Source organism: Pseudomonas sp. No.21 (genome assembly GCF_054558415.1).
This window is the reverse complement of sequence record NZ_BAAJNO010000002.1, coordinates 505,377-532,133: the sequence shown is the minus strand read 5'-3', so window position 1 is coordinate 532,133 and position 26,757 is coordinate 505,377. Positions and strand designations below refer to the sequence as shown.

The window sequence follows — 26,757 nt, the reverse complement described above, 5'->3', positions numbered from 1 at the left end:
CGCTGCCCTCTCAGGATCGTGGCCATGCTGGAATGGAATTCCCTCAACCTCAGTCAGCGCGTCTCGGTGCTCTGCCTTCTCGGCTTCGCCCTGACCTACGCGCTGATCACCCTGCCGTCCATCGCCGCCCTCGAAAGCCCGTCCAGGGTGGCGCGCAGCCTCTGTGAATGGCTGGCCATCATCGCCCTGTTCAGCGCCATCGCACTCGACCCGATGTTCGTCAGGGGGCACCTGCTGCAACTCCGCCCACGCCGCTTCCCGTTCGTCTGCAAATGCCTGTGGGTGGCGGTCATCCTGCTGTTCGGGCTGGGGAACATTGTCCGGCTCCTCGCCGGATGAGTGCGGAGGCCTCCGCCAGCCCAATCCAATCAGGGGCGCGAGCCAATCGGGGCATCGACGAGATCATCCGCTACCACCTGAGTGAAGACGCCGGGCATAGCCACCCTTGACCGAAATGCCCGGCGATGCCGTCAGCCGGGCCGTTCACCGCGCCTGCGCATCTTTCTATGGTGAGGGTCCGTTCCCCTTCCACGACGGCGCCCCATGCACAGCCCATCGCCCTACCCGCATCTGCTGTCCCCCCTCGATCTCGGCTTCGTCCAGCTGCGCAACCGCGTGGTGATGGGCTCGATGCACACCGGGCTGGAAGACCGCCTGTGGGACTTCGGCAAGCTCGCCGCCTACTACCGCGAGCGCGCCCGGGGCGGCGTGGGGCTGATCATCACCGGCGGTTTCGCCCCCAACCGCGAGGGCTGGTTGCTGCCCCTGGGCAGCAGCCTCACCGGCGGCATGGAAGTGCCCGCGCACCGGCGCCTGACCCAGGCGGTGCACGCGGAAGGTGGACGCATCCTGCTGCAGATCCTCCATGCCGGGCGCTACGGCTATCACCCGCTGGTGGTCTCCGCCTCGCCGGTCAAGTCGCCCATCAGCTGGTTCGCCCCGCGGGAGCTGAGCGAGCGCGGCATCGAGAAGACCATCCGCGCCTTCGTGCGCTGCGCACGCTTGGCCAAGGCGGCGGCCTATGACGGCGTCGAGGTGATGGGCAGCGAGGGCTACCTGCTCAACCAGTTCCTCTGCCCGCGCACCAACCAGCGCCGCGACCGCTGGGGCGGCAGCCTGGAGAACCGCATGCGCCTGGCGCTGGAGATCGTCCGGCGCATCCGCCGCATGGCCGGCGAGCGCTTCATCCTCGGCTACCGCCTGTCGCTGCTGGACCTGGTGGAAGGCGGCAACACCTGGGAGGAGGTGCGCGCGATCGCCCTCGCCCTGCAGGACGCCGGCCTCACCCTGCTCAACACCGGCATCGGCTGGCACGAATCGCGGGTGCCGACCATCGTCACCTCGGTGCCCCGCGGCGCCTTCGTCGAGGTCACCGCGCGGCTGCGCAAGGAGCTGCGTATCCCGCTGATCGCCAGCAACCGCATCAACACCCCGGAGCTGGCCGAGGCCATCGTCGCAAGCGGCCAGGCGGACCTGGTGTCCATGGCCCGCCCGCTGCTGGCCGACCCGCAGTTCGTGGCCAAGGCCGCCGCCGGCAGGAGCGAGGAGATCAACACCTGCATCGCCTGCAACCAGGCCTGCCTCGACCACGCCTTCGCCAATCGCCGCGCCAGCTGCCTGGTCAACCCGCGCGCCGCCCACGAGACCGAGCTGCGCTATTCCCGCGCCCGCCAGCACAAGCGCATCGCCGTGGTCGGTGCCGGCCCGGCGGGGCTCTCCGCCGCCTGCGTGGCCGCCGAGCGCGGGCACCGGGTCACCCTGTTCGAGGCTGCCGACACCATCGGCGGGCAGTTCGACCTGGCCCGACGCATTCCCGGCAAGGAGGAATTCGCCGAGACCCTGCGCTACTTCCGCACCCGCCTGCAGCGCCTGGGCGTGGAGCTGGTGCTGGGCCGGCGCATCGCCCCCGGCGAGCTCAGCGGCCACTACGACGACGTGATAGTCGCCACCGGCGTGCGCCCACGCCTGCCGGCCATCGAGGGCATCCACCATGCCAAGGTGCTGAGCTACCTGCAGGTGCTGCAGGGCGCCCCGGTGGGCCACCGGGTGGCGCTGATCGGCGCGGGTGGCATCGGCTTCGACCTCGCCGCCTACCTGCTTCACGGGCGCAGCCCCAGCCCGGAACAGTGGCGCGCTGAGTGGGGCATCGACCTCGGCGGCAGCACGCCGGGCGGCCTGGTGGCCGCCGAGCCAGCCACGCCACAGCGGGAAATCTGGCTGCTGCAACGCACGTCCGGCGCCCTCGGCAGCGGCCTGGGCAAGACCAGCGGCTGGGTGCACCGCGCCCACCTGGCGCGCAACGGCGTGCACATGCTCGGCGGGGTCGCCTACCGGCGCATCGACAATGACGGCCTGCATATCGAGATCGAGGGCCGGGAACAGGTGCTGCCTGTGGATAACGTGGTGATCTGCGCCGGCCAGGAGCCGCTGTGCGAGCTGCAACCGGTGCAGGGCTCCGACCACCTGCGCCTGCACCTGATCGGCGGCGCCCGCCGCGCTGGCGAGCTGGACGCCAAGCGGGCGATACGCGAAGGCGCGGAGTTGGCGGCGCGGCTCTAGGGGCAGCCTGCCACTCCGCTCGATGGGTTTCGCTTCGCTCTACGCCATCCTACGAGAGCCGCCATCAGCAGCATGCAGGTCGAGTGCAACCGGCAACGCCTTTCGCGGATGAATCCGCTCCCACAAGAGCCCGCTGCCAATGGCCATGTAGCACGGGCTCACAAATCCCAGTCGGGGTCGTCCTGCAGGCGTTCGGCCAGGTGGTCGAGCAGCAGACGCAGGGCGGCGGGCATCTGCCGGCGGGTGCCGTAGAGGGCGTAGATGCCCAGCTCCTGGGGCTCGTAGCCCGGCAGCAGGGGCACCAGGGCGCCGGAGCGCAGGTGCGCGGCCACCGAGTAGCGCGGCTGCAGGCTGATGCCCTGGTCGGCCAGGGTAGCCTCCAGCAGCACCATGGACTCATTGGCGCTGAGGCTGCCGTCCACCGGCACCGCGCAGGGTTCGCCGTCGCGGAAGAAGGCCCAGAGGCTGCGGCCGAAGAAGGAGTAGGTCAGGCAGTTGTGCCGGGCGAGGTCCTCAGGGCTGCGCGGCAAGCCGTGGCGGGCGAGGTAGGCCGGGGTGGCGCAGACCACCGAGCGGCAGGTGGCGAGCTTACGGGCCACCAGGTTGGGGTCGAGCTGGTTGGTGATGCGCAGGGCCAGGTCCACGCGCTCCTCGATCAGGTTCACCGCCTGGCTGCTGACCAGCAGGTCGACGCTCACGCCCGGGCAGCGCACCTGGAAGCGGCCGATCTCGTGCACCAGCCAGGCCTGCGCGAAGGACTGGCTGCAGGTGACGCGCAAGCGACCGCGCGGCGCCTCGCGGCTGTCCCGGCCCAGGTGCTGCATGGCCTCGGCCAGGGCACAGAGCTCACGACACTGCGGCAGCATCTGCTCGCCGGTGCCGGTCAGGCTGAGGCGCCGGGTGCTGCGGTGCAGGAGCCGCGCGCCGGCCCACTCCTCGAGTGCGGCGAGATGGCGCGAGACCATCGCCCGTGACATTTCCAGGGCTTCGGCGGCGGCGGTCTGGCTGCCCCGCTCCACCACCTCGACGAAGACCCGCATGGCGGTTATCCGGTCCATAGGAACGCTCGGAATGTGCAACAAACAAGTGCGGATTATGGCGTTTTTAGCTGCATTCCGAGCAACTATCCTGAGCGCCTCTTCCATCGAGGATTTCGCAATGGCCCCCTTCGCTTCCCTGCGCCGCCTGCTGGCCGGCGCCGCCCTGATCGCCGCCACCGGCAGCGCCCTGGCCCAGCCCCTGCAACTGCAGGTCTACAACCCCGGCGACAAGGCCGTGTTCCCGGTCACCTCGTCGCTGATCCTCGGCGAGCACGACGCCCTGCTGGTGGACGCGCAGTTCTCCAGCCACGAGGCCGACGAACTGGTGCGCCGCATCCAGGCCAGCGGCAAGCGCCTGACCACCATCTTCATCAGCCACGGCGACCCGGACTTCTACTTCGGCCTGGACACCCTGGTGCGCGCCTTCCCCGAGGCCGAGGTGCTGGCCACCGCGCCGACCATCGAGCACATCCAGGCCACCAAGGACCTGAAGCTCGCCTACTGGGGCCCGATCCTCAAGGACGGCGCGCCCAAGACCCTGGTGGTGCCGAAGCCGCTGGAAGGCGACAGCCTGGAGCTGGAAGGCCAGCGCATCGAAGTGATCGGCCTGGACAGCGCCGACCCGGCCCACACCAGCCTGTGGGTGCCCTCGCTGCGCACCCAGCTGGGCGGCGTACTGGTGAGCGGCAACATGCACGTGTGGACCGCCGACTCGCAGAGCGTCGAATCGCGCCGCAACTGGGTCGCCGCGCTGGATCGCATCGAAGCGCTCAAACCCGAGCAGGTGATCCCCGGCCACTACCTGGGCGAGCGCGCCGCCGGTCTCGGCGACCTGCACTTCACCCGCGACTACCTGAAGGCGCTGGAGCAGGAACTGCCCAAGGCCAAGGACGCCGCCGCGCTGATCACCGCCATGAAGAAGCGCTACCCGGGCCTGGCCGGCGAGGCCGACCTGGAGCTCAGCGCCAAGGTGCTCAAGGGCGAGATGCAGTGGCCCTGATGCGCTGACGGGCGACAGCCCGGGGGGCGGGCGGCATACTGTGCGCCCCCCGAGAACAGGAGATACCCATGCCCAGTGCCTGGTGGCTGCTTGCCCTGCCCTTCATCGCCGGTGCCTTCCTGCCGTTGCAGGCCGGTATCAACGGCCTGCTGTCGAAGCAGGTGTCCAGCGTCATGAGCGCCGCGCTGATTTCCTTCCTGGTGGGCACGGTGGCGCTCTTCGCCGTGGCCACGGTGCAGCGCGAGCTGCCCAGCTTCGCGGCACTGAAGGGGCTCACCTGGTGGCACTGGAGCGGTGGCCTGCTGGGCGCCGTGTTCATCGCCACCGCCGCCTTCGCCGGCCCCCGCATCGGCGCCATGCTGTTCATGGCCCTGGTCCTCGCCGGCCAGCTGAGCATGGCCCTGGTGCTCGATCACTACGGCTGGGTCGGCTACCGCGAGGCGCCCATCAGCCTCGGCAAGATCGCCGGGATGGTGCTGATCATCGGCGGCGTGTGGATGATCCGCCGCGGCTGACGAACTGCGATAGCCATGTGCTGCTATCGGCCGAGGAACGCGATAAGCTCTGCCGACCCAGCCGTATTTGTGATCACAGCACATGACTGACGCAGAGCTGCCGCAACACCCCGAGGGTTTCGCCCTCTGGCGCGAGATCCAGGACACCCGCATCCGCACGCGCCTCGGTGGCCTCTACTACCTGCTGGCCTGGGTGCTGGCCTGGCTGTTCAGCGCGACGCCCCTGCACGACCTCGGCCTCGGCCTCGCCGGCACCCTGTTCTTCGGCCTGATGCTGGCCGCGCGCGTCCTCCACGTACCGCCGAAGAACGGCTCGGAGCTGGAGCTGCTGGGCTGGCTCAACCGCCACTGGACGCTGATCCTCGCCACCTGCCTGGCCTGGGGCCTGGCCCACGCCTGGGTGCTGCTGACCCCCGACTTCGCCGACTCGCGGATCATCGCCACCCTCAGCACCATCGCCTTCAGCACCGCCATGGCCTTCAACTTCGCCATGCGCCGGCGCCGCGCCGTGGTCGCCATCCTGCTGCTCTACCTGCCGGGCCTGATCGCCCTGGGCATCCACCCCGAGCCGCAGCGGGCCGAGCTGGTGACCCTGGCCTTCTACCTCAGCTACCTGGTGCTGGCGCTGTCGCGCAGCCACCGCGAATACCTGGGCACCGTGAAGCTGGAGCTGCAACTGCTGGAACAGCGCCAGCGCCTGGACGCCCTGAGCCGCACCGACGGTCTCACCCAGCTGGGCAACCGCTACCAGTTCAACAACCTGTTCCCGGCCATGGTCGCCACCGCCTCGCGCCAGGACTCGCCGCTGTCGCTGGTGCTGCTGGACATCGACTTCTTCAAGCGCATCAACGACGAGCACGGCCACGCCATGGGTGACCAGTGCCTGCAGCAGTTCGCCGAGCGCATGCGCGAGGTGTTCCGCCGCGACAGCGATGCGCTGCTGCGCCTGGGGGGCGAGGAGTTCGGCGTGCTGATGCCCGACACCGGGCTGAAGCAGGCGTCCAAGCTGGCCGAGGATTTCCGCCGCGACCTGGCGGCCAAGGGCCTGGTGCTCAAGGGCGAGCGCTTGCCGCTCACCGCCAGCCTCGGCGTCGGCTGCTACGACGCGCAGCGCGACGGCGATGCCGAAGCCTTCTTCAAGCGCGTGGACGACGCGCTGTACCAGGCCAAGGAAAAGGGCCGCGACCGCCTGGAAACGGCCTGACCCTCCCCACCGGGCGGCCCGTCAGAGACGGAAGCTGCCCATCTGCCGGGCCAGGTCGTCGGCCAGGCGGCTGAGCACCTGGCAATCCTCGCGGCAGGCGCGTACCTCGCCTGCGGTGGCGCTGGCCAGGTCGGCGATGCCCTGGACGTTGCGGTTGATCTCCTCGGTGACCGAGGACTGCTCCTCGGTGGCGGCCGCCACCTGGTGGTTCATGTCGCTGATCTTCTCCACCTGCTCGGTGATCGCCGCCAGGGACGTGCCGGTGCGCTGGCTGGCCTCGACGCCGGTGCCGGTGGCCGACTGCCCGGCGTGCATGGAGGTCACCGCCGTCTCGGCGCCCGACTTCAGGCGCTGGATCATCTGCTGGATCTCGTCGGTGGAGGACTGGGTGCGGCTGGCGAGCGTGCGCACCTCGTCCGCCACCACGGCGAAGCCACGGCCCATCTCGCCGGCGCGTGCCGCCTCGATCGCCGCGTTCAGCGCCAGCAGGTTGGTCTGCTCGGAGATGCCGCGGATCACCGCCAGCACCTGGTCGATGGACGCCACCTGGTTGGCCAGCTCGGTGACGGCGCCCGCCGCGCCGCCGATCTCCCCGGACATCTTCTCGATATGGCCGATGGACTCGCCCACCACCTTGCGCGCCTGCAGGGCCTCGTCGCGGGCCTGCTGCGAACTGAGGGCGGCGTTGCCGGCATTGCGGGCGATCTCCTGCACCGTCAGGCCCATCTCGTGGACGGCGGTGGCGACCATGTCGGTCATCTCCTGCTGCTGCCCGGCGCGCCCGGCGGTGTTCTCCACCACCGTGGTCACCTGGCCGACGGCGGTGCGCAGGCTCTGGCTGGTGGCCAGCACCTCGCCGATCAGGCTGCGCTGGCCTTCGAGGAAACGGTTGAAGCCACGGGCCAGGTCGCCCAGTTCGTCGGCGCGGTTGTCGTCCAGGCGGCGGGTCAGGTCGCCGCCGCCACCGCCGATCTCCACCAGCGCGGAGGTCACCTGGCGGATCGGCCGCACCAGCCCCCGGGCGAGGAACACCACCAGCACCAGGAACAGCAGCGCCACGCCGATGCCCACCAGGCTGGTCATCACCAGGGCCTGGCGCGCGTCGCCGTAGATTTCCGCCTCGGGCACCTCGCTCACCAGCACCCAGTCGATGGACTGCAGCGGCTGGGCCAGGGCCAGGAAGACCTCGCCGTCACGCTCGAAGGTCACGGCCTTGCCTTCGCCGGCCAGCAACTGGCGGGCCGCGTCGGCGCTGGTCAGCTCCTGCAGCGTGCGGGTGTCGTTGAACTCGGATTGCGGGTGGATCTTCACCTTGCCGTCGGCGCTGGCCAGGTAGACGCGGCCGTTCTCGCCGAAGCGGAAGTTGCGGATCAGGTCGCTCATGCCGCTGAGGCTGTAGCCCAGCCCGGCGACGCCCAGGGTCTTGCCACCGGCGGAGACGCGCTGGTTGATGAACAGGGTCGGCTGGTGGGTGCTGGCGTCGACGTCGATGTCCAGCGAGCGGTCCTTGCTGCCGTCGACGAAGCCATAGAACCAGTTGTTCTCCTGGGGCCCGCGGGTGAGCGTGCGGTTGAGGCCCTTGTCGGTGTAGTAGTTGCCCGAGTCCAGCCCCACCAGGAAGGTGGTCAGCGCCTTCTGCTGCGCTTGCACGCCGGACAGATAGCGGACGAAGTCCTGTTGCCGGGCCGGGTCCTCGCCGGCGCCCAGCCAGTCGTGAACCAGGCTGTTCCGGGCGATGCCCTGGGCGGCGGTGAGCGGCTCGGCCAGTACCCGCTCGAGGTCGTTGCGGATCGCCAGCGTGCTCTTGGGCAGCGCTTCCCCCACCAGGTAGCGGTCGGTGAGGCGGTTGACCACGGCGGAGTAGATCCCCACCACGATGAGGATGCTGGCCAGCAGGGCCGCGCCCATGCTGAGGATCAGCTGCCACTGAATGCTGCGTTGCCAGAGGCGCATGGAGTTGTCTCCTGGAATTTTTATAGGGGCTCGGTGAAGGCGGCGGCAGATTGTATACAGAGAAGCGGACAATTCATCTTGTTGAAATGTACAAGCTCTTATCGCCCAAGGCCTATTCCTACTTGAGTCCAAACTCATTCGATCACGCTGAACTCCAGACGAGCGGTAGCGCCCGCCTCGTCAAGCAGGCTCAGCTGGTGCCGGCCGACCTCGTCGAGCACCTGGTCGAACGCCGCGTCCGCCGCCGTCTCGCCCAGGGGCCGGCCATCCAGGAACCACCAGCGCCGGCCGCTGCCGCCCAGCGCCGAGAGGCGTACCCGAAGCGGCCCGGCACTGGCGGCGGGGCGGCGCAACTGGTCGCCGGCGCGCAGGCCGACGATGGACAGCGCAGCGGCCGCCGGCGGCAAGGGTGGCGGGCAGTCCGGCGCGACCGCCGGCAGCCGCGCCGACCGACGCTCGCGACGGGGCAGCCAGGGCTCCAGCGGTGCCGGCCACAACGCCAGCTCATGGGCGCTGGCGCCCGGGCAGCCGGGGGCGGTGCGCAACCCGCGCGCATCCAGCCACACGCTCTGGCGCAGGCCGAGGCCCAGCGGCTGGTCGGCCGCCTGCAGGGTCGGCGGAACGGTGCCATCGAGGGTCCAGGCCAGGCGCTGGCGACGGCAATTGGCGTCATCGCGAGGCAGCGACTGGCCCAGGGGCCAGCAGATGGCGGCGATGCCCACCGAGTCGGGCTTGTCGTCCAGTGGCTGGGCGCTGCCGCGCTGGGCGTCGCGGTTGACCAGCACGTCGTGCACCTGCACCAGCAGCGGCGCCGCCGAGGCCAGGCCGAACTGGCCAGGCACCGGCGTGCCGTCGGGGCGGCCGATCCACACGCCGACCAGGTAGCGCGGCCCCACGCCTATGGCCCAGGCGTCACGGAAGCCGTAGCTGGTGCCGGTCTTCACCGCCAGCGCCGGGCGCAGCGGCGGCAGCGCCTGCGGGTCGCGGTCCGGGCGCGACTGGCCGGACAGGATGCGCCGCACGATCCAGGCCGCGCCGGGGGACAGCAGGCGCTTCTCACGCAGGGCGTCGTCGGGTTGCAGGCGCGGCGCCGCAGCGCGGCCCTGGCGGGCGAAGGCGGCGTAGGCCCCCACCAGGTCCTCCAGCCGCGCACCGGCGCCGCCGAGGATCAGCGCCAGGCTGGGCTCGGCGCCGACCGGCAGCACCAGCGGCAGGCCCGCACTGCGCAGTTCGCCGGCGAAGCGCTTCGGCCCGTAGGCTTCCAGCAGTTGCACGGCGGGCAGGTTGAGGGAGGTGGCCAGCGCCTCGCTGGCCGCCACCGGGCCGCTGAAGCCCGTGGAGAAGTTGCCGGGGCGGTAGTCGCCATAGCGACGCGGCACGTCCTGCAGCAGGGATTCGGAGTGGATCAGCCCGGCGTCCAGGGCCATGCCATAGAGGAAGGGCTTGAGGGTGGAGCCCGGCGAGCGCAGGGAACCGACCATGTCGACATGGCCGAAGCGACGGGCGTCGTCCATCTCCACGGAGCCGAGGTAGGCACGCACCGCCATGCTCGAGTGCTCCACCACCAGGATCGCCGCCGAGGTGCGCTCCGGCAGGCGCACGCGCCAGCCCAGCAGCAGGTCTTCCAGGCGCCGCTGCAGGTTGGCGTCGAGGGTGGTGCGGATCAGCTGCGGGCTGCCGGGGCGGTTGAGGCGGCGCGCCAGCAGGGGCGCAAGGCGCGGCTCCTGGCGCGGCGCCAGCAGCACCGGCTCCTCCAGCGCCTCGTCCACCGCCGCCTGGGGCCATACCCCGTATTCGGCGAGTCGGCGCAGCACCTTGTCCCGGGCGGCGGTGGCGCGTTGCGGGTGGCGGTCCGGGCGCAGCCGGCTCGGCGCCTGGGGCAACACCGCGAGAAGCGCCGCTTCGGCGCGAGTCAGCGTCGAGGGCGGCTTGCCCAGGTAACTCCAGCTCGCCGCCGCCACGCCCTGCAGGGTGCCGCCGAAGGGCGCGCGGTCGAGGTAGAGGGTGAGGATCTCGTCCTTGGACAGGTGCCACTCCAGCTGCAGGGTGCGCCACAGCTGGCGCAGCTTGCCGCCGAGGGTGCGCGGGTGCGGGTCGAGCAGGCGCGCCACCTGCATCGACAGGGTGCTGCCGCCGGACAGCACGCGCCCACCGGCGAGGTTCTGCCAGGCGGCGCGGCCGAGGGCCAGCGGGTTGACCCCGGGATGGCGGTAGAACCAGCGATCCTCGTAGGTGAGCAGCGCCTCCAGGTAGTAGGGCGAGACCTGTCGCGGCGTGATCGGGTAGCGCCACACGCCCTCGGCATCGGCGAAGCGCCACAGCGGCGTGCCGTCCTCCGCCAGCACCACCCGCGCCCGGTCGTCCGCCGGCAGGGGCAGCGGGAACAGCCGGTCGGCGCACCCGAGCAGCACCAGGAGCAGCAGCGGCAACGCGACCCAGCGGCGCTTCAGCAGGCGGCGGGCACGGTGCAAGGTGGAGGGGAACGACAAGAATGAGGGCTCCGAAGTGGGACGGTGCGACAGGTCGCTTCGAGGCGGCCTGGTGATGGGTTTCGCTTCGCGCTACCCATCCTGCGAATAAGCGGCGCGTTCGCGGGAATGACGGCACCTGACCGTCACCCTCGCGAACACCGCCCTGCTGGAAGCGCTTCAGCGGGCCTTGATCACCATCTCCTCCGGCGCATCGCCCAGCGCCTGCCATTGCGGGCGGTACATGGACTCCACCTGGGGCGGCGGCACGCGGTAGCGGCCGGGGGTGACGGCGCGGGCCAGGTAGAGCAGGTGGGTGCGGTCGTACTCGTTGATGTCCACCGCGGCCACGTAGCGGTCGTCACGGAACTCCTGGTGCTTGATCGCGGCGTTCTGCATCGCTTCCTGCCACTCCTTCACCTGGCTGCCGGCATCCTCCAGGCTCGCGGCGCCCTGCGCCAGGTTCTGGTTCTCCGGCTCCAGGCCGGCGGGCAGCAGGTCGATCACCAGGGCGTCGGGGGCACGTACCTTGGCCTCCACGCCCAGGTGCACCAGCACCAGCTGGCCGCTTTCCAGGTTGCGGATGTCCAGCGGCTTGCCGTCCATGCCCAGGTACTCGCGGTGGATGACGAAGTTCTCGCCACCCGCCTTCGGCGCCTCGGCCGGGTAGCCGGACAGGGTCAGGCGCTGGTACAGCGGCGCCTTGGTCTGGCTGGACAGGGTCAGGGGCTCGGCCACCTGGCTCTCGTCGAGCCTGACGCCGCCGTGGTCCTGGTCGAGGGCGCGCGCCTTCCCACCGACATCCAGGCTCGCCTGCCAGGCGGCTTCGGGCTTGCCCAGCAGGCCGCGCCCGGCGAGGAACAGCGCGTTGCGCTCCTGGGTCGACAGCCCGTTGTCCGAGCCCAGCAGATCGGCGAGGTCGAACAGGCGTGCTTCGCGGCGGTCGGCGGCGAGGTCGTTCTCTTCCAGCAGGGCGAGGATCATCGCCTGGTCACGCAGGCGGCTGCCGTAGTCGCCGAGCCAGAAGGTGTCGTCGCGCTGCACCGCCAGCCCGGCTTCCAGGGCCAGGTCGGCGCGGGGCTGGTCGCCCATGGCCCTGAGGGCCACGGCCAGTTGCACCAGGGGCAGGCCGGAGCGGGACTCGGCGCGGCGCTCGAACAGGCTGCGCAGGGCGCCCAGGGGTGCCTGCTGGCTGCGGGCGAGCACGTAGCCGGCATAGGCCTGCACGGCGAAGCGGCTGTGGTCGCTGTACTGGCTGTAGCTCACTTCGATCAGGTCGCGGTCCTGCAGGTAGCGCAGCAGCCGCTCGCTGGCCTTGGCCAGCGGCTCGGCCGGCACCGCGTAGCCCTGGTCACGGGCCCGCAGGAGGAAGTCGGTGACATAGGCGGTGAGCCAGAACTCTTCCTCGCTCTCCGCGCTCCACAAGCCGAAGCCACCGTTGTAGCGCTGCATGCCCAGCAGGCGCTCGATGCCCACCTCCATGGCCTTGCGCCGCTGCTCGTCCGACTCGCCCGCGATGCCCAGCCGCGAGAGGGTCGCGGCGTCGGCGTAGAGCGAGGGGTAGAGGCCGCTGGTGGTCTGCTCGGCGCACCCATAGGGATAGGCGCGCAGCGCGCGGATGTGTTCGCCGATGTTCAGCGGCGGGCGCGCGGAGACCGCCAGCAGCGCTTCGCGGCCGGTCGGCTGGAAGGCGTCCAGGGTGCCGGCGGGCAGGCTCCAGCTGTCGCCCTTGAGCACCGCGCGGAAGTTCTTCACCAGCGCCGGCCAGGCTGGGCGGATGCCCAGGGTCCAGTCGCGGGCGAAGGGCGCCAGGGTTTCGCCGGGCAGCTCCAGGCCATTCACCAGGACCTTGATCCGCCCCTGGCCGTAGCCGCCAAGGGCACGTACCGGGATGCGCAGGGTGGTCCGCTGGCCGTCGGCCAGTTGCAGCGGCGCAGTCTGGCTGCCGGGGCTGTCGGCGAGGCGCAGTTGGCCTTCGGCTTCCAGGCGCACGTCCAGCGCCTGGGGCTTGCCGGAGAGGTTGGTCAGGTCCAGCGCGACGGTGCTTTCGTCACCTCCGGCGAGGAATCGCGGCGCGGAAAGTTCGGCCACCAGGGGCGCGGCCACCACCGTCCTGGCTTCGGCCATGCCGTAGCGGTCCTCGCTCCAGGCCTGGGCCATGAGGCGCAGCTCGCCGTTGAAGTCGGGGATGTCGAGGCTGATCTCGCCCTCGCCCTTGTCGTCCAGGGCCACGGGCACGCTCTGCAGCGCCACCAGGCGCACTTCGGTGTTGGGCCGCTTGCCGCCGGCCGCGAGACCGGCGTCACCGCCGAAGGCGATGGAGGCCAGGCGCCCCTGCCCCGCTTCGATGAGCTGGCCGTAGACGTCGAGCTGGTCGGCGCCATAGGCCTTGCGCCCGAACAGCGTGGCGAAGGGATCGGGGGTGGCGTAGTCGGTGATGCTGAGGATGCCGGCATCCACGGCGGCGACCAGCACGCGCACCTGGCGCGCCGGGCTGCCGTCGGCATTCTTCGCCTGCACGTGCACCGCCAGGGGCTGGCTGGGGCGCATCTTCTCGGGGGCGCTCAGGGTCAGCGCCAGCTTGCGCTGGGCCCGCTCCAGGGGCAGGTGCAGCAGGCCCACGGCGCGCTTGGGTGTGACCCGCTCCTTGCGCTCGCCGGGACGCACCACCAGCGCGCTGACGTACAGGTCGTGGCGCGTCCACTCGCGAGCCACGGGGATGTCGAAGGTCTTGCCCTCGGCCGGCACCTCGATGCTCTGCCACCAGAGCGGGCCGTCGGCCGATTCCACCAGCAGGTAGCCGCTGCCTGCGGCGGGCGGGGTGACGGTGACCCTGGCCACCTCGCCTTCGGCGTAGGCGGGCTTGTCCAGCGCCAGCTTGACCTGGTCCGGGCGCACGGCACCGCCGGCGGCGTTGTCCTGCCAGCGGTAGCCGGCCCAGAAGCGCAGGCTGCTGGTGACGCCGCTCTGCGGGTCCTCGACTTCGACGCGGTAGGGGCCCCATTGCACGGGGAAGCTGACCCGGGCGGTGGCGTTGGCGGCGACGTCGACCTGCTGTTCGTCGACGTTCAGGTACTTCTCGTTGTAGTGGTAGCTCCAGCCCGAGCCGTCGGAGTAGCTCCAGTAGTAGTCACGGCGCTCGCGAACCAGGCGGACCTTGAGTCCCTTGGCTTCCAGCTTGTTGCCGGCGGGGTCGGCCACCAGCAGCTCCACTTCGGCGGTGCCGTTGCTGTCGATCTCGTCGCCGTCGAACAGGCCACGCAGGCCGGGCAGGCGTGGCGCCGGCCACATCGGCTGCTCCAGGCGCCGGGTGACGGGCCGGCCACCGGATTCCTGCAGGCTGGCCTGCAGGGTCAGCTCCAGCGGCGAGCGTGCGTTGGCCCAGCGGCTTTCGATCTCCAGGGCGCCCTTGCCCTCTTCGTCGAGCTTGGTTTCGTCCAGTTCGATGTCCTGGCTCAGGTCCTCCTCGGTCACCGAGCCGAACTGGTAGCCGGGCAGCGACTTCACCGCCTCGCGCAGCGGGCGCACGTAGAGCTGGCCGGTCATGCGGTTGCCGGCGGCCGGCGCGCCATAGAGGTAGCGGCCTTCGACCTGGAAGCGGGCGGCATCGCCGGGGGCCAGCGGCTCGTCGCTGCCCTTGAGCTCCAGGGCCATGCGCTCGGGGAGGAAGTCCTCGACCAAAAATTCATAGAGCTGTTTCTGGCCGTTGCCGAGGTCGATCAGCAGTTGCCAGTGGCCGGTGGGGGAATCGCCGGAAAGCGCCAGCTGGTACTGGTAGAGACCGCCCTCGTCGGGGTTCCAGACGAAGCGGCGGCTGACCTGCTCGTCCGGGCGGCGCACCTCCACGTTCACCGGCTGGGCGGGAACGGCGCGGCCATCGGCATCGCGCAGCAGGGCGTTGACCAGCACGGTCTCGCCGGGGCGGTAGAGGTCGCGCGGGCCGAAGACGAAGAACTGCAGCGGCTCGGCGGTCGCGCCGGTGACCTCGAACTCGGAGAGGTCCAGCGCCGGGGCATCGAGGCGCAGCAGGCTGGTCTGTTGCCCCTGGCGCGCCACCAGCACGCGGGCCTTGTTGGTCAGCGGCAGCTGGGCGTGGCCCTGGCCGTCGGTCTTGCCCTGGGCCAGCGACTGGCCGTTCTCGTCGAGCAGTTCCAGGCCGATCTCGCCCTGTGCCTTGCCGCCGTCCAGGGCCTGGGCGAAGACGTCGAGGCGATCGCGGAAGCGGTGGGCGGAGAGGCCGATGTCGCTGAGGCTGAACAGCGTCGCCGGGTTGGTGTAGTTGAAGCTGCCGGCGCGGCGCATCAACGCGATGTAGACGCCGGGCTGCTTCAGCGGCTCGATGCCGGCGATGGGCAGCAGCAGGTTCTCGCGGGTGTTGCGCGCGGGCTTGAGGTCGAAGCGACCGCTGTAGGCGAGGTCGGCCATCTTCAGGATGGTGTCGGCCTCCCAGTAGTCCAGGTTGCTGCGACGGCCCCAGCGCGACAGCAGCTTCGGCAGCGCGTCGGGGCGCACGCGGAAGAAGTCCACATCCACCGCGTCGACGTTGAGGGTGATCACCGGCAGCCCCTCGGCAAGCCGGGTCGGAAGCAGCGAGCCCTGGCTGGCGAATCCGACGCTGGGCTGCTGGTCACGAGTCTCCAGGCGGGTGACGCTCTCCTGCGCCAGGCGCGAGTCGTTCACCGCGCGCAGGCCGGGGTCGATGGTCAGGACCAGCTGGCGATTGGGCTCCAGGTGGCGCAGGCGCAGTTCCATGAGGCTGTCGTCGAGCTCCCAGGCACCGTCGACCTTGCCCGTTTCCTTGTCCACCAGGTGCAGGCGCTCGGCGAACGGCTGCTCCGGGTCCAGGGGCACGGAGAGGCTCACCGACAGCGTGCTGGCGCCATCGACCTGGGTTTCGGAAACATCCACGACCTTGAGTTCGCGACCGGCGTAGCGCTTGGCCAGCGCAGCGACGTCGGCCGGTGCGCGCTTGGCCTCGGCGACCGTGGGTGCGGCGGCGGGTTTCTCGGCGGCATGTTCGGGGGTGGAGGAATCGCAGGCGGCAAGCAGCCCCAGCGAGAGGGCCAGTAACAATCCTTTGTACGACATGGAGGAGCTCCGGGGAGGGGACGCGCAGGTGCGCGCGCGGCAACTATAGACGAGCCCCGGCAGCCGTAAAGCCACCTTCTTCGCACTTTTGCACGGCTATACTGCGCAGCCCTTCCGGAGCCCCGTATGAGCGCATTAGCCGACGCCTGGCGGCACGCCCCCACCCATCGCCGGGTCTGGGCACTGGCCGCGCCGATGATCCTCTCCAACATCTCCGTGCCCCTGGTGGCACTGGTGGACAGCACCGTGGTCGGCCACCTGCCCCATGCCCACCAGTTGGGCGCCGTGGCGGTAGGCAGCACCCTGTACATGCTGCTGCTCGGGGTGCTGGGCTTCCTGCGCATGGGCACCACCGGCTTCGCCGCCCAGGCCGCCGGGCGTGCCGATGGCGGGGCCCTGCGCCAGGTGCTGCTGCAGGGGCTGGGCCTGGCATTCGGCCTGGCGCTGCTGCTGGGGCTGCTGGCGGTGCCCTTCAGCGGCCTGGCCCTGGGCTTGATGAATCCCTCGGCCGAACTGGACGCCATGACCCGCGAGTTCTTCCACCTGCGCCTGCTGGGGCTGCCGGCGGCGCTGGCCAACTACGCGCTGGTGGGCTGGTTCCTCGGCACCCAGAACGCACGCGCACCGCTGGCCATCCTTTTGGGCACCAACCTGACCAACATCGCCCTGGCGCTGTGGTTCGTCCTCGGGCTCGACCTGGGCGTGGCCGGTGCCGCACAGGCGGCGGTGGTCGCCGAATGGAGCGGTGCGCTGATCGGCCTGGCACTGACCCGTGGCGCTTTGCGTCGCCACCCGGGCCGCATCGACTGGCCGGCACTGCGCCTGTGGAGTGCCTGGCGCCCGCTGCTGGCGGTGAACCGCGACATCTTCATCCGCTCGCTGGCGCTGCAGCTGGTGTTCTTCCTGCTGACGGTGCAGGGCACGCGCATGGGCGACGCCACCGTGGCGGCCAACGCGCTGCTGCTCAATGGCCTGCTGGTCACCGCCTACGCGCTGGACGGCCTGGCCCATGCGGTGGAGGCCCTGTGCGGCCACGCCATCGGTGCGCGCAACCGCCTCGAGCTGCGCCGCTCGCTGCTGGTGGCCGGCGCCTGGTCGTTGCTGGCGAGCCTGGCCTTCGCGCTGTTGTTCGCCGTCGCCGGAGGGCCGTTCATCGACATGCAGAGCGACATCGGGGAGGTGCGCGCGGTCGCCCACGTCTATCTTCCTTATCTGGCGGTGTTGCCGTTGGTGGCGGTGTGGAGCTACCTGCTGGACGGCCTGTTCATCGGCGCGACCCGGGCTCGGGAAATGCGCGATGCCATGCTCCTGGCGGTGCTCCTCGGCCTGCCCGTCGGCCTGCTGCTGCAACCATTCGGAAACCATGGCCTGTGGTTGGCGTTCCTATGTTTTATGCTGTTGCGCGGCCTGAGTCTCGGCGCCCTCGCCTGGCGCCTGTCCCGACGAGACGCCTGGTTCACGCATGCGAACTGACTGGAGAAATCCCATGCTCGCCGCACCGTGCCACCCCGATGAAGACCGTCGCCAGAAGGCCCTGGACGAACAGGACATTCTCGACACCCCCGCCGAGCTCTACCTCGACACCCTAGTGCGCCTGACCCGTGAACTGTTCCGGGTGGAAACCGTGCTGATCAGCCTGGTGGACCGCAATCGCCAGTGGTTCAAGGCGCGCATCGGCCTGGAGACCTCGGAGACCCCACGCGACATCTCCTTCTGCGGCCACGCCATCCTCGGCAACGGCCCGCTGCTGATCCCCGATGCGCTCGCCGACGCCCGCTTCAGCGACAACCCGCTGGTGGTCGGCGCCCCCTTCGTCCGCTTCTATGCCGGCCAGCCGCTGCTCTCCGGCAACGGCATGCCCATCGGCACCCTGTGCATGCTCGACCCCAGGCCACGCACCCTGGACCAGGAGGAGCTGTTCCGCCTGCGCGACCTGGCGACCCTGGCCGAGGGCTACCTGCAGCTGCGCGGCATGGCCCAGCAGACGCAGAACCTGCGCCGCGCGGTGGACCGCGAGCAGCGCAAGGCGCTGATCGACCCGCTGACCCAACTGTGGAACCGGGGCGCCCTGGCGCAGTTCTTCCCCAAGGAAATGGCCCGCGTCACCAAGGCCGGCCTGCGCCTGGGGGTGATCTATGCCGACCTCGATCACTTCAAGCGCGTCAATGACCAGCATGGCCACGCCGCCGGCGACCAGGTGCTGTGGGAGAGTTCGCGGCGCATGACCGCGGCGCTGCGCCCGGACGACCTGCTGGTGCGCATCGGCGGCGAGGAGTTCGTCGCCCTGGTGGCGGTGCATGACGACGAGGAGCTGCAGCACATCGCCGAGCGCCTGCGCCGCTGCATCGCCGATAAGCCGGTGCGCGCCGCCGGCCAGGAGCTGGCCCAGACCCTCAGTGCCGGCACCCTGCTGGTGAGCCCCGAGCAAACGCAGAACGAAGCCCTGGACCTGGCCGACCGCGCCCTGTACCGGGCCAAGCAGAACGGCCGCAACCGCGTGGAGAGCGCCAACTAAAGGCAGCCGCTCCCCTATAAGAACACCCCCTGATGACCGCAAAGGAGTTCACATGGCTCAAGCCATCGCCGCGTACCTGCACTACCTGTCGATCTTCATCCTCTTCTCGCTGCTGGTCCTGGAGCATCGCCTGTTCAAGCTGCCCCTGGACCTGGAGCGCGCGCGCAGCCTGATCCGGGTGGACATCGCCTATGGCCTGAGCGCCGGCCTGGTGCTGGCCACCGGCCTGGCGCGGGTGCTGTGGTATGGCAAGGGCACCGAGTACTACCTGAAGAACAGCGTGTTCCACGCCAAGATCGGGCTGTTCATCCTGGTGGCGCTGCTGTCTGCGCTTCCGACCTTCGTCTTCCTCAACTGGCGCAACGCGCTGAAGGCCGGGCAGGTACCCGAGGTCAGCCCGAAGACCGCCAGGCTGGTGATCATGGCGATCCGCCTGGAGCTGCTGGCGGTGCTGGTCATCCCGCTGCTGGCCGCACTGATGGCGCGCGGCTTCGGCGTCATCTCCTGAGGCCCCTCACTGGCGCATGCCCACCGCCAGGCGGTTGAAGGCGTTCATCAAGGCCACGGCGAAGCTCAGGTCGGCGATCTGGGGCTCGCTGAAATGCGACCGCAGGGGCTCGAAGGCCGAGTCCGGCGCACCGCTCGCCTCCAGGCGGGTGAGCGACTCGGCCCACTCCAGCGCCGCCCTCTCCTTCTCGCTGTACAGACCACTGACCCGCCAGCCGGCCAGGGCGTCGAGCCGCGCCTGCTCCTCGCCACGGGCACGCAGGGCCTTGCTGTGCATCTCCAGGCAGAAGGCGCAGCCGTTGATCTGCGAGATGCGCAGGTAGACCAGTTCGATGAGGCCCGCGCCGAGGCTGCTGGCTTCGAGGGCCTTCTTGGTGGCGGCCAGGCCCTGGTAGGCCTCGGGGGAGAGTTGGTAGTAGGGCAGGCGCAGCGTGCTCATGCGGGGACTCCGGGGAAGGGGGCGGCGGCGAAATAGGGGTTGTTGGCCAGGCGCGTGCGCGCCTGCTGCAGGGTCTCGGCCACGGCGTCCGGGCCCTGGGCCAGGCCCTGCAGGTGGACGAACTCGACATGGTGCAGGCCGATCACGCCGAGGATGTGGCGCAGGTAGGGCGAGAGGAAGTCCGCCTGGCTGGCCCTGGCGCCCAGGTAGTTGCCACCCGAGCTGACCACCACGAAGGTCGGGCGGTCTTCCAGCAGGCCTTCCTTGTTGCCATCGACCAGGGTGAAGCTGCGCTGGATGCGCACCACGTAGTCGAGCCAGAGCTTCAGCGCCGCCGGCACCATGTAGTTGTGCATGGGCGTGGAGATCAGCAGGTAATGGGCCTGCTCCAGCTCGTCGATCAGTTGCTCGGACAGCGCCAGGGCCGGGTCGTCGCGATGGGCGCGGCCGGTGACGGCGCGGGCGTAGTCGCCGGACAGGGGCGGCAGGGGCTCGCGCACCAGGTTGCGCACGGTGACCTGCGCGTTGGCGTGGATGCGCTCGGCCATCTCCCGGGCCAGTCGGCCGCCGGGGGACGCGTCTTCATTGGGGCTGCATTCGATCAGCAGGACACGGGGCATGGTCAGTTCTCCTGGGAGGGGTGCGTGGCGGCGACGGGCAGCGGCCGGCTGAAGTGCAGGCCGGTGGACAGCAGGCCCTGGCGGAAATAAAAGCGCTGCGCCAGGGAATTGGCCAGTGCCGTATCCAGCACCAGGCGCTGGCAGCCGAGCCCGCCACCGATCAGCGCCAGTTCGTCCAGCAGGCGGGCGCCCAGGCCCTGGCTGCGACGCTGCGGGTCGGCCACCAGGTCGTCGACGTAGATGAAGCGCCCGTGGATCAGGTTCTCCAGCTCGCGGTAGCCGGCCAGGGCCAGCACCTGGCCGTCGCAGCAGGCGCCGAGCAGGCGGTAGCCCTGGCGGGCCTGGCGGCGTACGCGGGCGACGAAGGTCGCGGCATCGGGCAACTGCGGGCGCAACTCGCGCATGACCGGGAAGGCGGCACGCAACTGGGCGTCGTCGTCCAGGTGGAGCAGTTCGATGGGGGGCTGTGGATCGGGCATGGCCACTTTCCTCTTCTGGCGGAGCCGCTACTCTAGGCAGGCCATGGACCAGCCAACAGGTCCAAGAATCACCAAAACGACTGGGACATGAGCATGCCAGGCCACCCCCTGCCCCTGCACCTCGACCGCGGCCTCGACACGCCGGTCTACCTGCAGCTGTACCAACGCTTCCGCGAAGCCATCGACCAGGGCCGCTTGCCACCCGGCGCCCGCGTGCCCTCGCTGCGCAGCCTGGCCAGCGAGCTGAACCTGGCGCGGGGCACGGTGGAGGCGGCCTACCAGATGCTCATCGGCGAAGGCTACCTGCTGGCACGCGGCCCGGCCGGGACCTGCGTGTCGCCCCGCCTCGCCACGGCGCCCCGGCCGCCCTCGCGCAACATCAGTCCAGCGCGCACCGAGACACCGGTCGGAACGGAAGCGGCACCGCAGCCCTTCCAGCTCGGCCTGCCGGCGCTCGACGCCTTCCCGCGCAAGCTCTGGGCGCGCCTGGCGGCCCGGCGCCTGCGCGAGATGGGCGGCAGCGCGCTGATGGTGCCGGACCCGGCCGGCCATGGCCCGCTGCGGGCGAGCCTGGCCGGCTACCTCGGCATCTCCCGGGGCATCCACTGCCGGCCGGAGCAGGTGTTCATCACCGCCGGCCACAGCGCCAGCCTGGCGCTGGTGCAGCGCGCCCTGATGACGCCGGGCGATGCCATCTGGCTGGAGGACCCGGGCTACCTGCACGCCCGCCAGTTGCTGCAGGGCCTCGGCGTGCGCTGCGTGCCGGTCCCGGTGGATGGCGAGGGGCTGGTGGTGGACGCGGGCCAGCGCCTGGCGCCCGATGCGCGCTTCGCCCTGGTCACGCCGACACACCAGAGCCCCACCGGGGTCGCCCTCTCGCTGCACCGGCGCCTGGCGTTGCTGGAACGGGCGCAGCGGGTGGGCGGCTGGGTGCTGGAGGACGACTACGACAGCGAGTACCGCTACCAGGGCCGCCCGCTGCCGGCGCTCAAGAGCCTGGACCGCGAAGGCCGGGTGCTCTATGCCGGGACCTTCAGCAAGGTGCTCTACCCTGGCCTGCGCCTGGCCTACCTGGTGGTGCCGGACCGGGAGGTGGAGCGCTTCCGCGAGGTCGCCGCGCAGTTCGGCGGCGGCTGCAGCGAGCTGTTGCAGGCCACGACGGCGGACTTCATCGACCAGGGCCATTTCGCCCGCCACCTGAAGAAGATGCGCAGCCTCTACGCGCGCCGCCGCGCCCATACCTGCGAGGCGCTGCTGGCGCAGTGCGGGGAGCACCTGGAGATCGACCTGCAGGCCGGCGGCATGCACCTGCTGGCCCGCCTCGCTGCGGGTAGCGACGATCGCCACATCGCCGGGCGTGCCCAGGCGGCGGGGCTCGCCGTGATCGCGCTGTCGCCCTGGTACCTGGGCGACGGCGGCGCGCCGGGGCTCTTGCTGGGCTTCACCAATGTCGCCACGGCGGAAGAGGCAAGGGGGTTGGCAGGAAGGTTGCGGGAGGTGTTGGAGGGTTGTGGGCAGCCAAGCGAATGAATTGGCTGTGCTGGTCGTTGTGGACTCAACGCAAAGGCTCAAAACGGTGTTTCTAGGGCTTTTCTGGACTCATGGCACACCCACCGCATGGGTTTCGCTTCGCTCTACACCCTCCTACGAAAGCCGCCAGCCGCAGCGATGAAGCAGAGGGTCGGGCGGGGCTGGGCACGGTGGCTCCTCCCCCCGTCATCCCCGCGAACGCGGGGTTCCACAGAACAGCCCCATGAAAAAGCCCGGCGCTGGGCCGGGCTCGTTCGTGGAGCGGTGGATCAGGACGACAGGTAGGACGAGCGGGTCAGGCCGAGACGCAGGGCGTCGACGTACTGGGTGCGCTCGCGGGCGCTGAGCTTGGCGCCGGAGACCTTGTCGCGGTAGAGCGCCATCAGCTCCTCGGGGGACAGGTGCACGTAGCGCAGCATGTCCTCGATGGTGTCGTGGGTCTCGATGCCGCCGTGGTACACGCTGCCATCCTCGCGCTGGTAGACGTTCACCGAGTCGGTGTCGCCGAACAGGTTGTGCATGTCGCCGAGGATCTCCTGGTAGGCACCGACCAGGAACACGCCCAGCAGGTAGTCCTCGCCGTCGCGCACTTCGTGCACCGGCAGGCTGGTCTCGATGCTCTGCTCATCGACGTACTGCTTGATCTTGCCGTCGGAGTCGCAGGTCAGGTCCTGCAGCACCGCGCGGCGCACCGGTTCCTCGTCGAGGCGGTGCAGCGGCAGGATCGGCAGCACCTGGCCGATGGCCCAGGTGTCCGGCAGGCTCTGGAACACGGAGAAGTTGCAGATGTACTTCTCGGCCAGCTTGTCGTTCAGCTCGTCCAGCACCTGGCGGTGGGAACGCTGGCGGGCCTTGAGCTGGTTGTGCAGGCGGCGGCAGATGGCGAAGTAGGTCTGCTCGGCCAGGGCCTTCTGCGCCAGGGTCAGCTTGCCTTCGGCGTACTGGGTGGCGGCGTCGCTGATGTAGTGGGTCGCGCGCCAGTAGGTCTCGGTGACCATCTCGGCATCGGTCGGGCCCAGCAGGTCGGCGAGCCAGCGGACGATCTCCGGCTGCTCCTCGAGGTTGGCGATCTTCGGCACTTCGTCGTTGTGGCGCTCGACGTCGGTCACCTGCATCACCAGCACGGCGTGGTGCGCGGTCATGGCGCGGCCGCTCTCGGAGAAGATGTGCGGATGCGGCAGGCCCTGCGCGTCGCAGAACTCCTTGAGCATGCCCACAACGACGCCGGCGTAGTCGTCCATGTCGTAGTTGATGGAGCTGGCGTTGCGCGAGTGGGTGCCGTCGTAGTCGACGCCCAGGCCGCCGCCGACGTCGATGTGGTCGACCGGCAGGCCGAGGCTGCGCAGCTCGGCGTAGAAGCGGATGGCTTCCTTGAAGCCGTGCTGGTAGTCGGCCAGGTTGGCGATCTGCGAGCCCATGTGGAAGTGCAGCAGGCGCACGCCTTGCTCGATGCCGGCCTTGCGGAAGCGCTCGACCACCGACAGCAGCTGGGCGGCGGAGAGGCCGAACTTGGATTTCTCGCCGCCGGTGTCGGCCCACTTGGACGAGGCCAGGGACGACAGGCGCACGCGCAGGCCGACCTGGGGCGCGACCTTGAGTTCGGCCGCCTCCTCGATCACGTACTGAACCTCGGATTCCTTCTCGATCACGATGAAGACGTTGTGGCCGAGCTTCTGGCCCATCAGCGCCAGTTTGATGAACTCGCGGTCCTTGTAGCCGTTGCAGACGATGGTGCCGCCCTTGGGCGCCAGGGCCAGCACGGCCAGCAGCTCGGGCTTGGAGCCGGCTTCCAGGCCGATGGAGACGTCCTGGGTGGCGATGATGTTCTCGACCACCGCTTCCTGCTGGTTGACCTTGATCGGGTACAGCGCGGTGTAGCGGTTCTGGTATTCCAGGCGCGCGATGTTGGCGTCGAAGGCGCCGGTCAGCTGGCGCACGCGGTCCTGCAGGATGCCGGGGAAGCGCACCAGCAACGGCAGGGACAGGCCTGCCTCGCGCAGGTGGTCGACCTGCTCGAAAAGGTCGATCGGCTCGCTGGCGGCGCCGCCCGGGCGCACTTCCACGCGCCCGGCGTCATTGATCGCGAAATAGCCGGCGCCCCAATGGCGGATGCCATAGACGCTGCGGCTGTCCGCTACTGTCCAGCTGCTGCCATCGTCCTTGCGCGTACGTCGTGCAGACATCGGAGTCCCCCTGTGGGATAGAAAAGTGCCAGGCCCGCCGGTCATGCCGGGCGGGCCTGAGCAGGTTAATTCGGTCGTATGACGTTGGGGTGTTGACCGCAACCGGTGCAGTCAGTTTAGAAAGCCGGCACTCAGCCGCCGGATTTCTTGGCCTTGAAGCCGCGCTTGGCGAGCTCTTCGAGCAGCAGGTCCACGTGATCGCCCTGGATCTCGATCACACCGTCCTTCAGGGCGCCACCGGTGCCGCAGCGTCGCTTGAGCGCGCTGGCCAGCTCCTTGAGGGCGTCCTCGTCGAGCGGCACCCCGCTGACGCTGGTGACGGTCTTGCCACCGCGGCCCTTGGTTTCACGGCGCACGCGGGCAATGCCGTCGCCAGCGGGCACGGTGGCTCGCTTGCAGGTGCACGCGTCGATGGGCTGGGTGCAGTCCGGGCAATGCCGGCCGCTGTCGGTGGAGTACACCAGGCCGCCCAGGGCGGCGAAGGACGAAGCTTTCTTGACCACCGGCTTTCCTCGTAGGGGTCAGGATAGCGACTGGTCGGCGGGAGCCGACCGCGAAGCCCCACTCTGGCAGGGGCAGCGCAGACCCGGCGGGGAAGCCGGGCTTGAAAGGCGGCGAAATTTAGCAGCATTCGGCGCGAATGCTAAGTACGAAATTGCGCCATTGGTCGACAGAATCGCGACCTTCGCGCTTCGCTGTGCAGCATCCCGCACGAAAGGGTCCGGGATATTGCACAAACCCGCGCCTGGCGCGGGTTCGGCAGGGGAAAATGGGGTGCCCACAGGTTGGCGTCGAGCGAGAGCGGTGGGCTGAAGCCCACCCTACGGCCAGCGATGGCACATCGTAACCAGGGGCGCCGATCGGTGGATGAGAAGAGCGTCATCCACCCTACTCAAGGCATGCCGTCGTAGCTGGGTCAGGCACCGAGGTAAAGCTGCAGGGCGCGCTGGGAGTCGGGGCAGCAGGGCTGCATGGCAGCGGCTTCCGCCAGGTCGACGAAACGCGCCTCGAGCACCTCTTCAGGCTGCAGCCGCAACGGTGCATCGGAGACGGCGGAGAACACCGCGCACCAGAGGCGGTTGCCCGGCTCGTCGAAGAAGAAGCGCCCGTGCTCGACCAGCGGCACGCCGGCGATGCCCAGTTCCTCCGCCAGTTCGCGCTCGGCCGACTCGGCGTAGCCCTCCCCGGCCGCGACCATGCCGCCGGCGGCAAGATCCCAGTATCCGGGGTACACGGCCTTGCTCAGGGCGCGTCGGTGCACGCAGAGGCGCCCGGCGGAATCGAAGAGGAGGATGAAGGTGCCCCGCCCGATCAGGCCACGTTCGCGCAGCTCGGCGCGGGGCAGTTCGCCGAGGAGGCGGTCCTGTTCGTCGACCCAGGCGATGCGCTCGGCATCGGAGGCGGCGCGGTGCGCCGCCTCGCGTTCGCTGATGGCCATCAGCCCTGCTCGAGCAGCTGGCGCAGGTCGATGATCGCGGCGTTGGCGCGGGAGATGTAGTTGGCCATCACCAGCGAGTGGTTGGCCAGTACGCCGAAGCCGCTGCCGTTGAGCACCATGGGGCTCCACAGCGGCTCCTGGGCGGCCTCCAGCTCGCGGATGATCTGGCGCACGCTGATGGTGGCGTTCTTCTTCGCCAGCACGTCGGCGAAGTCCACTTCGATGGCACGCAGGAGGTGCGAGAGCGCCCAGGCCTGGCCACGGGCCTCGTAGAAGACGTTGTCGATCTGCAGCCAGGGCGTCTCGACGATCTCCTCGCTGACCTTAGGCACCACGCCTTCCTGGACTTCCTGGGCCTTCACGTCGGTGTTCAGGCGCACCCGGCCGACGCTGGCGGACAGGCGCTGGGACAGCGAGCCCAGGCGGGTGGCGACGTCACCCAGCCAGTTGTTGAGGTTGTCGGCGCGGGTATAGAACTGCGCGGAGGACTGGTTCGGGTCGGAAAGACGGGCGAGGTAGCGGTCCAGGGCGCGGATGCCTTCCTGGTACTCGGTCTCGGAAGCCGGCAGGGCCCAGCTCTTGTTGTCGAAGTTGAAGCGCGGCTCGGCTCGGGCGAGGTCGGCGTCCTCGGTGGATTGCGACTGCGAGCGGGCGAAGTCCTTGCGCAGGGCGCGGGACAGGTCGCGGACCTGCACCAGCACGCCGTATTCCCAGCTGGGCATGTTGTCCAGCCAGAGGCCGGGCGGGGCGAGGTCGTTGGAGAGGTAGCCACCGGGCTTGTCGAGCAGCGTCTGGCCGACCTGCTTGAGGGTTTCCACCGTGGTGTAGCCGGTCACCAGCTTGCGCTGGGCGCGCTCGGCGGCGGCCTGGGCATTCTGCTGCACCGGGAACAGGCCGGGCTCCTGGCTCCAGTACCAACCCACCAGCAAGGCTGCCAGCAGGTAGACCACCAGCAGCGAGCCCAGGGCGCGGCTCAGCCAGATGCCGCCCAGGTAGCTGCGGACATCGTCCACCGAATCATCGACGCGATCTCGTGCCTGGCCCGCACGCTTCTTCCAGTCCAGCATGGCAATGTCCTTAAACTCATCAACTCGGCGAATTCGACAGCAACCTGCGGCGAGGGTGCCATCCGGGTCATGCACTATAAGTGAAGCGCCGGACCTTGCCAGCGGCAAATGGCCAAACCAAGAGTGGGCGGCAAGCTGAGACGGGGCGCACA

The 26,757-nt window shown here is 69.8% G+C and carries 20 protein-coding genes and 1 pseudogene; 9 read left to right on the top strand and 12 right to left on the bottom strand.

Annotation, left to right across the window (positions count from 1 at the left end; genetic code table 11):
* Positions 1-24 precede the first annotated feature (24 nt).
* Both ACYJSS_RS05110 and ACYJSS_RS05105 read left to right on the top strand, forming a co-directional pair.
* The gene (locus ACYJSS_RS05110) at positions 25-339 is read left to right on the top strand and encodes a hypothetical protein (protein ID WP_236204296.1); all 315 of its coding nucleotides are present in this window, start codon (positions 25-27) and stop codon (positions 337-339) included.
* A 204-nt stretch (positions 340-543) separates the two neighbouring features.
* Complete coding sequence (locus ACYJSS_RS05105) at positions 544-2,559, top strand: NADPH-dependent 2,4-dienoyl-CoA reductase (protein ID WP_236204297.1); 2,016 nt, start codon at positions 544-546, stop codon at positions 2,557-2,559.
* Positions 2,560-2,717: 158 nt separating this feature from the next.
* Here ACYJSS_RS05105 and ACYJSS_RS05100 read toward each other — a convergent pair whose 3' ends face one another.
* The gene (locus ACYJSS_RS05100; RefSeq protein WP_111263866.1) at positions 2,718-3,617 is read right to left on the bottom strand and encodes a LysR family transcriptional regulator; all 900 of its coding nucleotides are present in this window, start codon (positions 3,615-3,617) and stop codon (positions 2,718-2,720) included.
* A gap of 100 nt (positions 3,618-3,717) precedes the next feature.
* On the opposite strand from ACYJSS_RS05100, the gene ACYJSS_RS05095 reads away from it, so the two are divergent.
* The 3 genes from ACYJSS_RS05095 to ACYJSS_RS05085 all read left to right on the top strand — a co-directional run bounded on the left by ACYJSS_RS05095 (position 3,718) and on the right by ACYJSS_RS05085 (position 6,318).
* On the top strand, positions 3,718-4,599 hold the full coding sequence (locus ACYJSS_RS05095; RefSeq protein WP_236204298.1) for an MBL fold metallo-hydrolase: 882 nt from the start codon (positions 3,718-3,720) through the stop codon (positions 4,597-4,599).
* A 68-nt stretch (positions 4,600-4,667) separates the two neighbouring features.
* Positions 4,668-5,114: a DMT family transporter gene (locus tag ACYJSS_RS05090; RefSeq protein ID WP_236204299.1), complete on the top strand. Its 447-nt coding sequence runs from the start codon at positions 4,668-4,670 to the stop codon at positions 5,112-5,114.
* 82 nt (positions 5,115-5,196) lie between these two features.
* Positions 5,197-6,318 (top strand): GGDEF domain-containing protein, encoded by a 1,122-nt coding sequence (locus ACYJSS_RS05085; protein ID WP_111263869.1) that lies wholly within the window; start codon positions 5,197-5,199, stop codon positions 6,316-6,318.
* 21 nt (positions 6,319-6,339) lie between these two features.
* Here ACYJSS_RS05085 and ACYJSS_RS05080 read toward each other — a convergent pair whose 3' ends face one another.
* From ACYJSS_RS05080 to ACYJSS_RS05065, 4 genes and pseudogenes are all read right to left on the bottom strand, one after another.
* The gene (locus tag ACYJSS_RS05080; RefSeq protein ID WP_373874102.1) at positions 6,340-7,068 is read right to left on the bottom strand and encodes a methyl-accepting chemotaxis protein; all 729 of its coding nucleotides are present in this window, start codon (positions 7,066-7,068) and stop codon (positions 6,340-6,342) included.
* Between the two features lie 138 nt (positions 7,069-7,206).
* A pseudogene (locus ACYJSS_RS05075) lies at positions 7,207-8,226 on the bottom strand (HAMP domain-containing protein); the annotation flags it as partial.
* Between the two features lie 179 nt (positions 8,227-8,405).
* On the bottom strand, positions 8,406-10,760 hold the full coding sequence (pbpC, locus tag ACYJSS_RS05070; RefSeq protein WP_236204300.1) for a peptidoglycan glycosyltransferase PbpC: 2,355 nt from the start codon (positions 10,758-10,760) through the stop codon (positions 8,406-8,408).
* Between the two features lie 159 nt (positions 10,761-10,919).
* A complete protein-coding gene (locus tag ACYJSS_RS05065) occupies positions 10,920-15,827 on the bottom strand; it encodes an alpha-2-macroglobulin family protein (RefSeq protein ID WP_236204301.1) in 4,908 nt (1,635 codons plus the stop codon).
* A gap of 126 nt (positions 15,828-15,953) precedes the next feature.
* Between ACYJSS_RS05065 and ACYJSS_RS05060 the strand changes: the two genes are divergently transcribed.
* The 3 genes from ACYJSS_RS05060 to ACYJSS_RS05050 are packed head-to-tail and all read left to right on the top strand — an operon-like array spanning position 15,954 to position 18,850.
* Positions 15,954-17,300 (top strand): MATE family efflux transporter, encoded by a 1,347-nt coding sequence (locus ACYJSS_RS05060; protein WP_236204302.1) that lies wholly within the window; start codon positions 15,954-15,956, stop codon positions 17,298-17,300.
* 13 nt (positions 17,301-17,313) lie between these two features.
* Positions 17,314-18,342, top strand: a complete 1,029-nt coding sequence (locus tag ACYJSS_RS05055; RefSeq protein WP_236204303.1) for a GGDEF domain-containing protein — start codon at positions 17,314-17,316, stop codon at positions 18,340-18,342.
* A 52-nt stretch (positions 18,343-18,394) separates the two neighbouring features.
* Positions 18,395-18,850 carry a DUF2214 family protein gene (locus tag ACYJSS_RS05050; RefSeq protein WP_111263874.1) on the top strand — a complete coding sequence of 152 codons (456 nt, stop codon included), beginning with the start codon at positions 18,395-18,397 and terminating at the stop codon, positions 18,848-18,850.
* 6 nt (positions 18,851-18,856) lie between these two features.
* Here the strand turns inward: ACYJSS_RS05050 and ACYJSS_RS05045 are convergent, their stop codons facing one another.
* The 3 genes from ACYJSS_RS05045 to ACYJSS_RS05035 are packed head-to-tail and all read right to left on the bottom strand — an operon-like array spanning position 18,857 to position 20,387.
* On the bottom strand, positions 18,857-19,288 hold the full coding sequence (locus ACYJSS_RS05045) for a carboxymuconolactone decarboxylase family protein (protein WP_236204304.1): 432 nt from the start codon (positions 19,286-19,288) through the stop codon (positions 18,857-18,859).
* Positions 19,285-19,908, bottom strand: a complete 624-nt coding sequence (locus ACYJSS_RS05040; protein ID WP_236204305.1) for an FMN-dependent NADH-azoreductase — start codon at positions 19,906-19,908, stop codon at positions 19,285-19,287. Before ACYJSS_RS05040 ends, ACYJSS_RS05045 begins: the two co-directional genes overlap by 4 nt.
* Positions 19,909-19,910: 2 nt before the next feature.
* Positions 19,911-20,387 (bottom strand): GNAT family N-acetyltransferase, encoded by a 477-nt coding sequence (locus ACYJSS_RS05035; protein ID WP_236204306.1) that lies wholly within the window; start codon positions 20,385-20,387, stop codon positions 19,911-19,913.
* A gap of 93 nt (positions 20,388-20,480) precedes the next feature.
* On the opposite strand from ACYJSS_RS05035, the gene pdxR reads away from it, so the two are divergent.
* Positions 20,481-21,917, top strand: coding sequence for a MocR-like pyridoxine biosynthesis transcription factor PdxR (pdxR, locus tag ACYJSS_RS05030; RefSeq protein WP_373874600.1), 1,437 nt, complete (start codon positions 20,481-20,483; stop codon positions 21,915-21,917).
* Between the two features lie 269 nt (positions 21,918-22,186).
* Here pdxR and speA read toward each other — a convergent pair whose 3' ends face one another.
* From speA to ACYJSS_RS05010, 4 genes are all read right to left on the bottom strand, one after another.
* Entirely contained in the window at positions 22,187-24,100 is a 1,914-nt protein-coding gene (speA, locus tag ACYJSS_RS05025) for an arginine decarboxylase (protein WP_111263878.1), read from the bottom strand.
* A gap of 131 nt (positions 24,101-24,231) precedes the next feature.
* Positions 24,232-24,603, bottom strand: coding sequence for a translation initiation factor Sui1 (locus tag ACYJSS_RS05020; protein WP_111263879.1), 372 nt, complete (start codon positions 24,601-24,603; stop codon positions 24,232-24,234).
* A gap of 413 nt (positions 24,604-25,016) precedes the next feature.
* Entirely contained in the window at positions 25,017-25,538 is a 522-nt protein-coding gene (locus ACYJSS_RS05015; protein WP_111263880.1) for an NUDIX hydrolase, read from the bottom strand.
* A complete protein-coding gene (locus ACYJSS_RS05010) occupies positions 25,538-26,605 on the bottom strand; it encodes a DUF2333 family protein (RefSeq protein WP_111263881.1) in 1,068 nt (355 codons plus the stop codon). Before ACYJSS_RS05010 ends, ACYJSS_RS05015 begins: the two co-directional genes overlap by 1 nt.
* Positions 26,606-26,757: the final 152 nt, after the last annotated feature.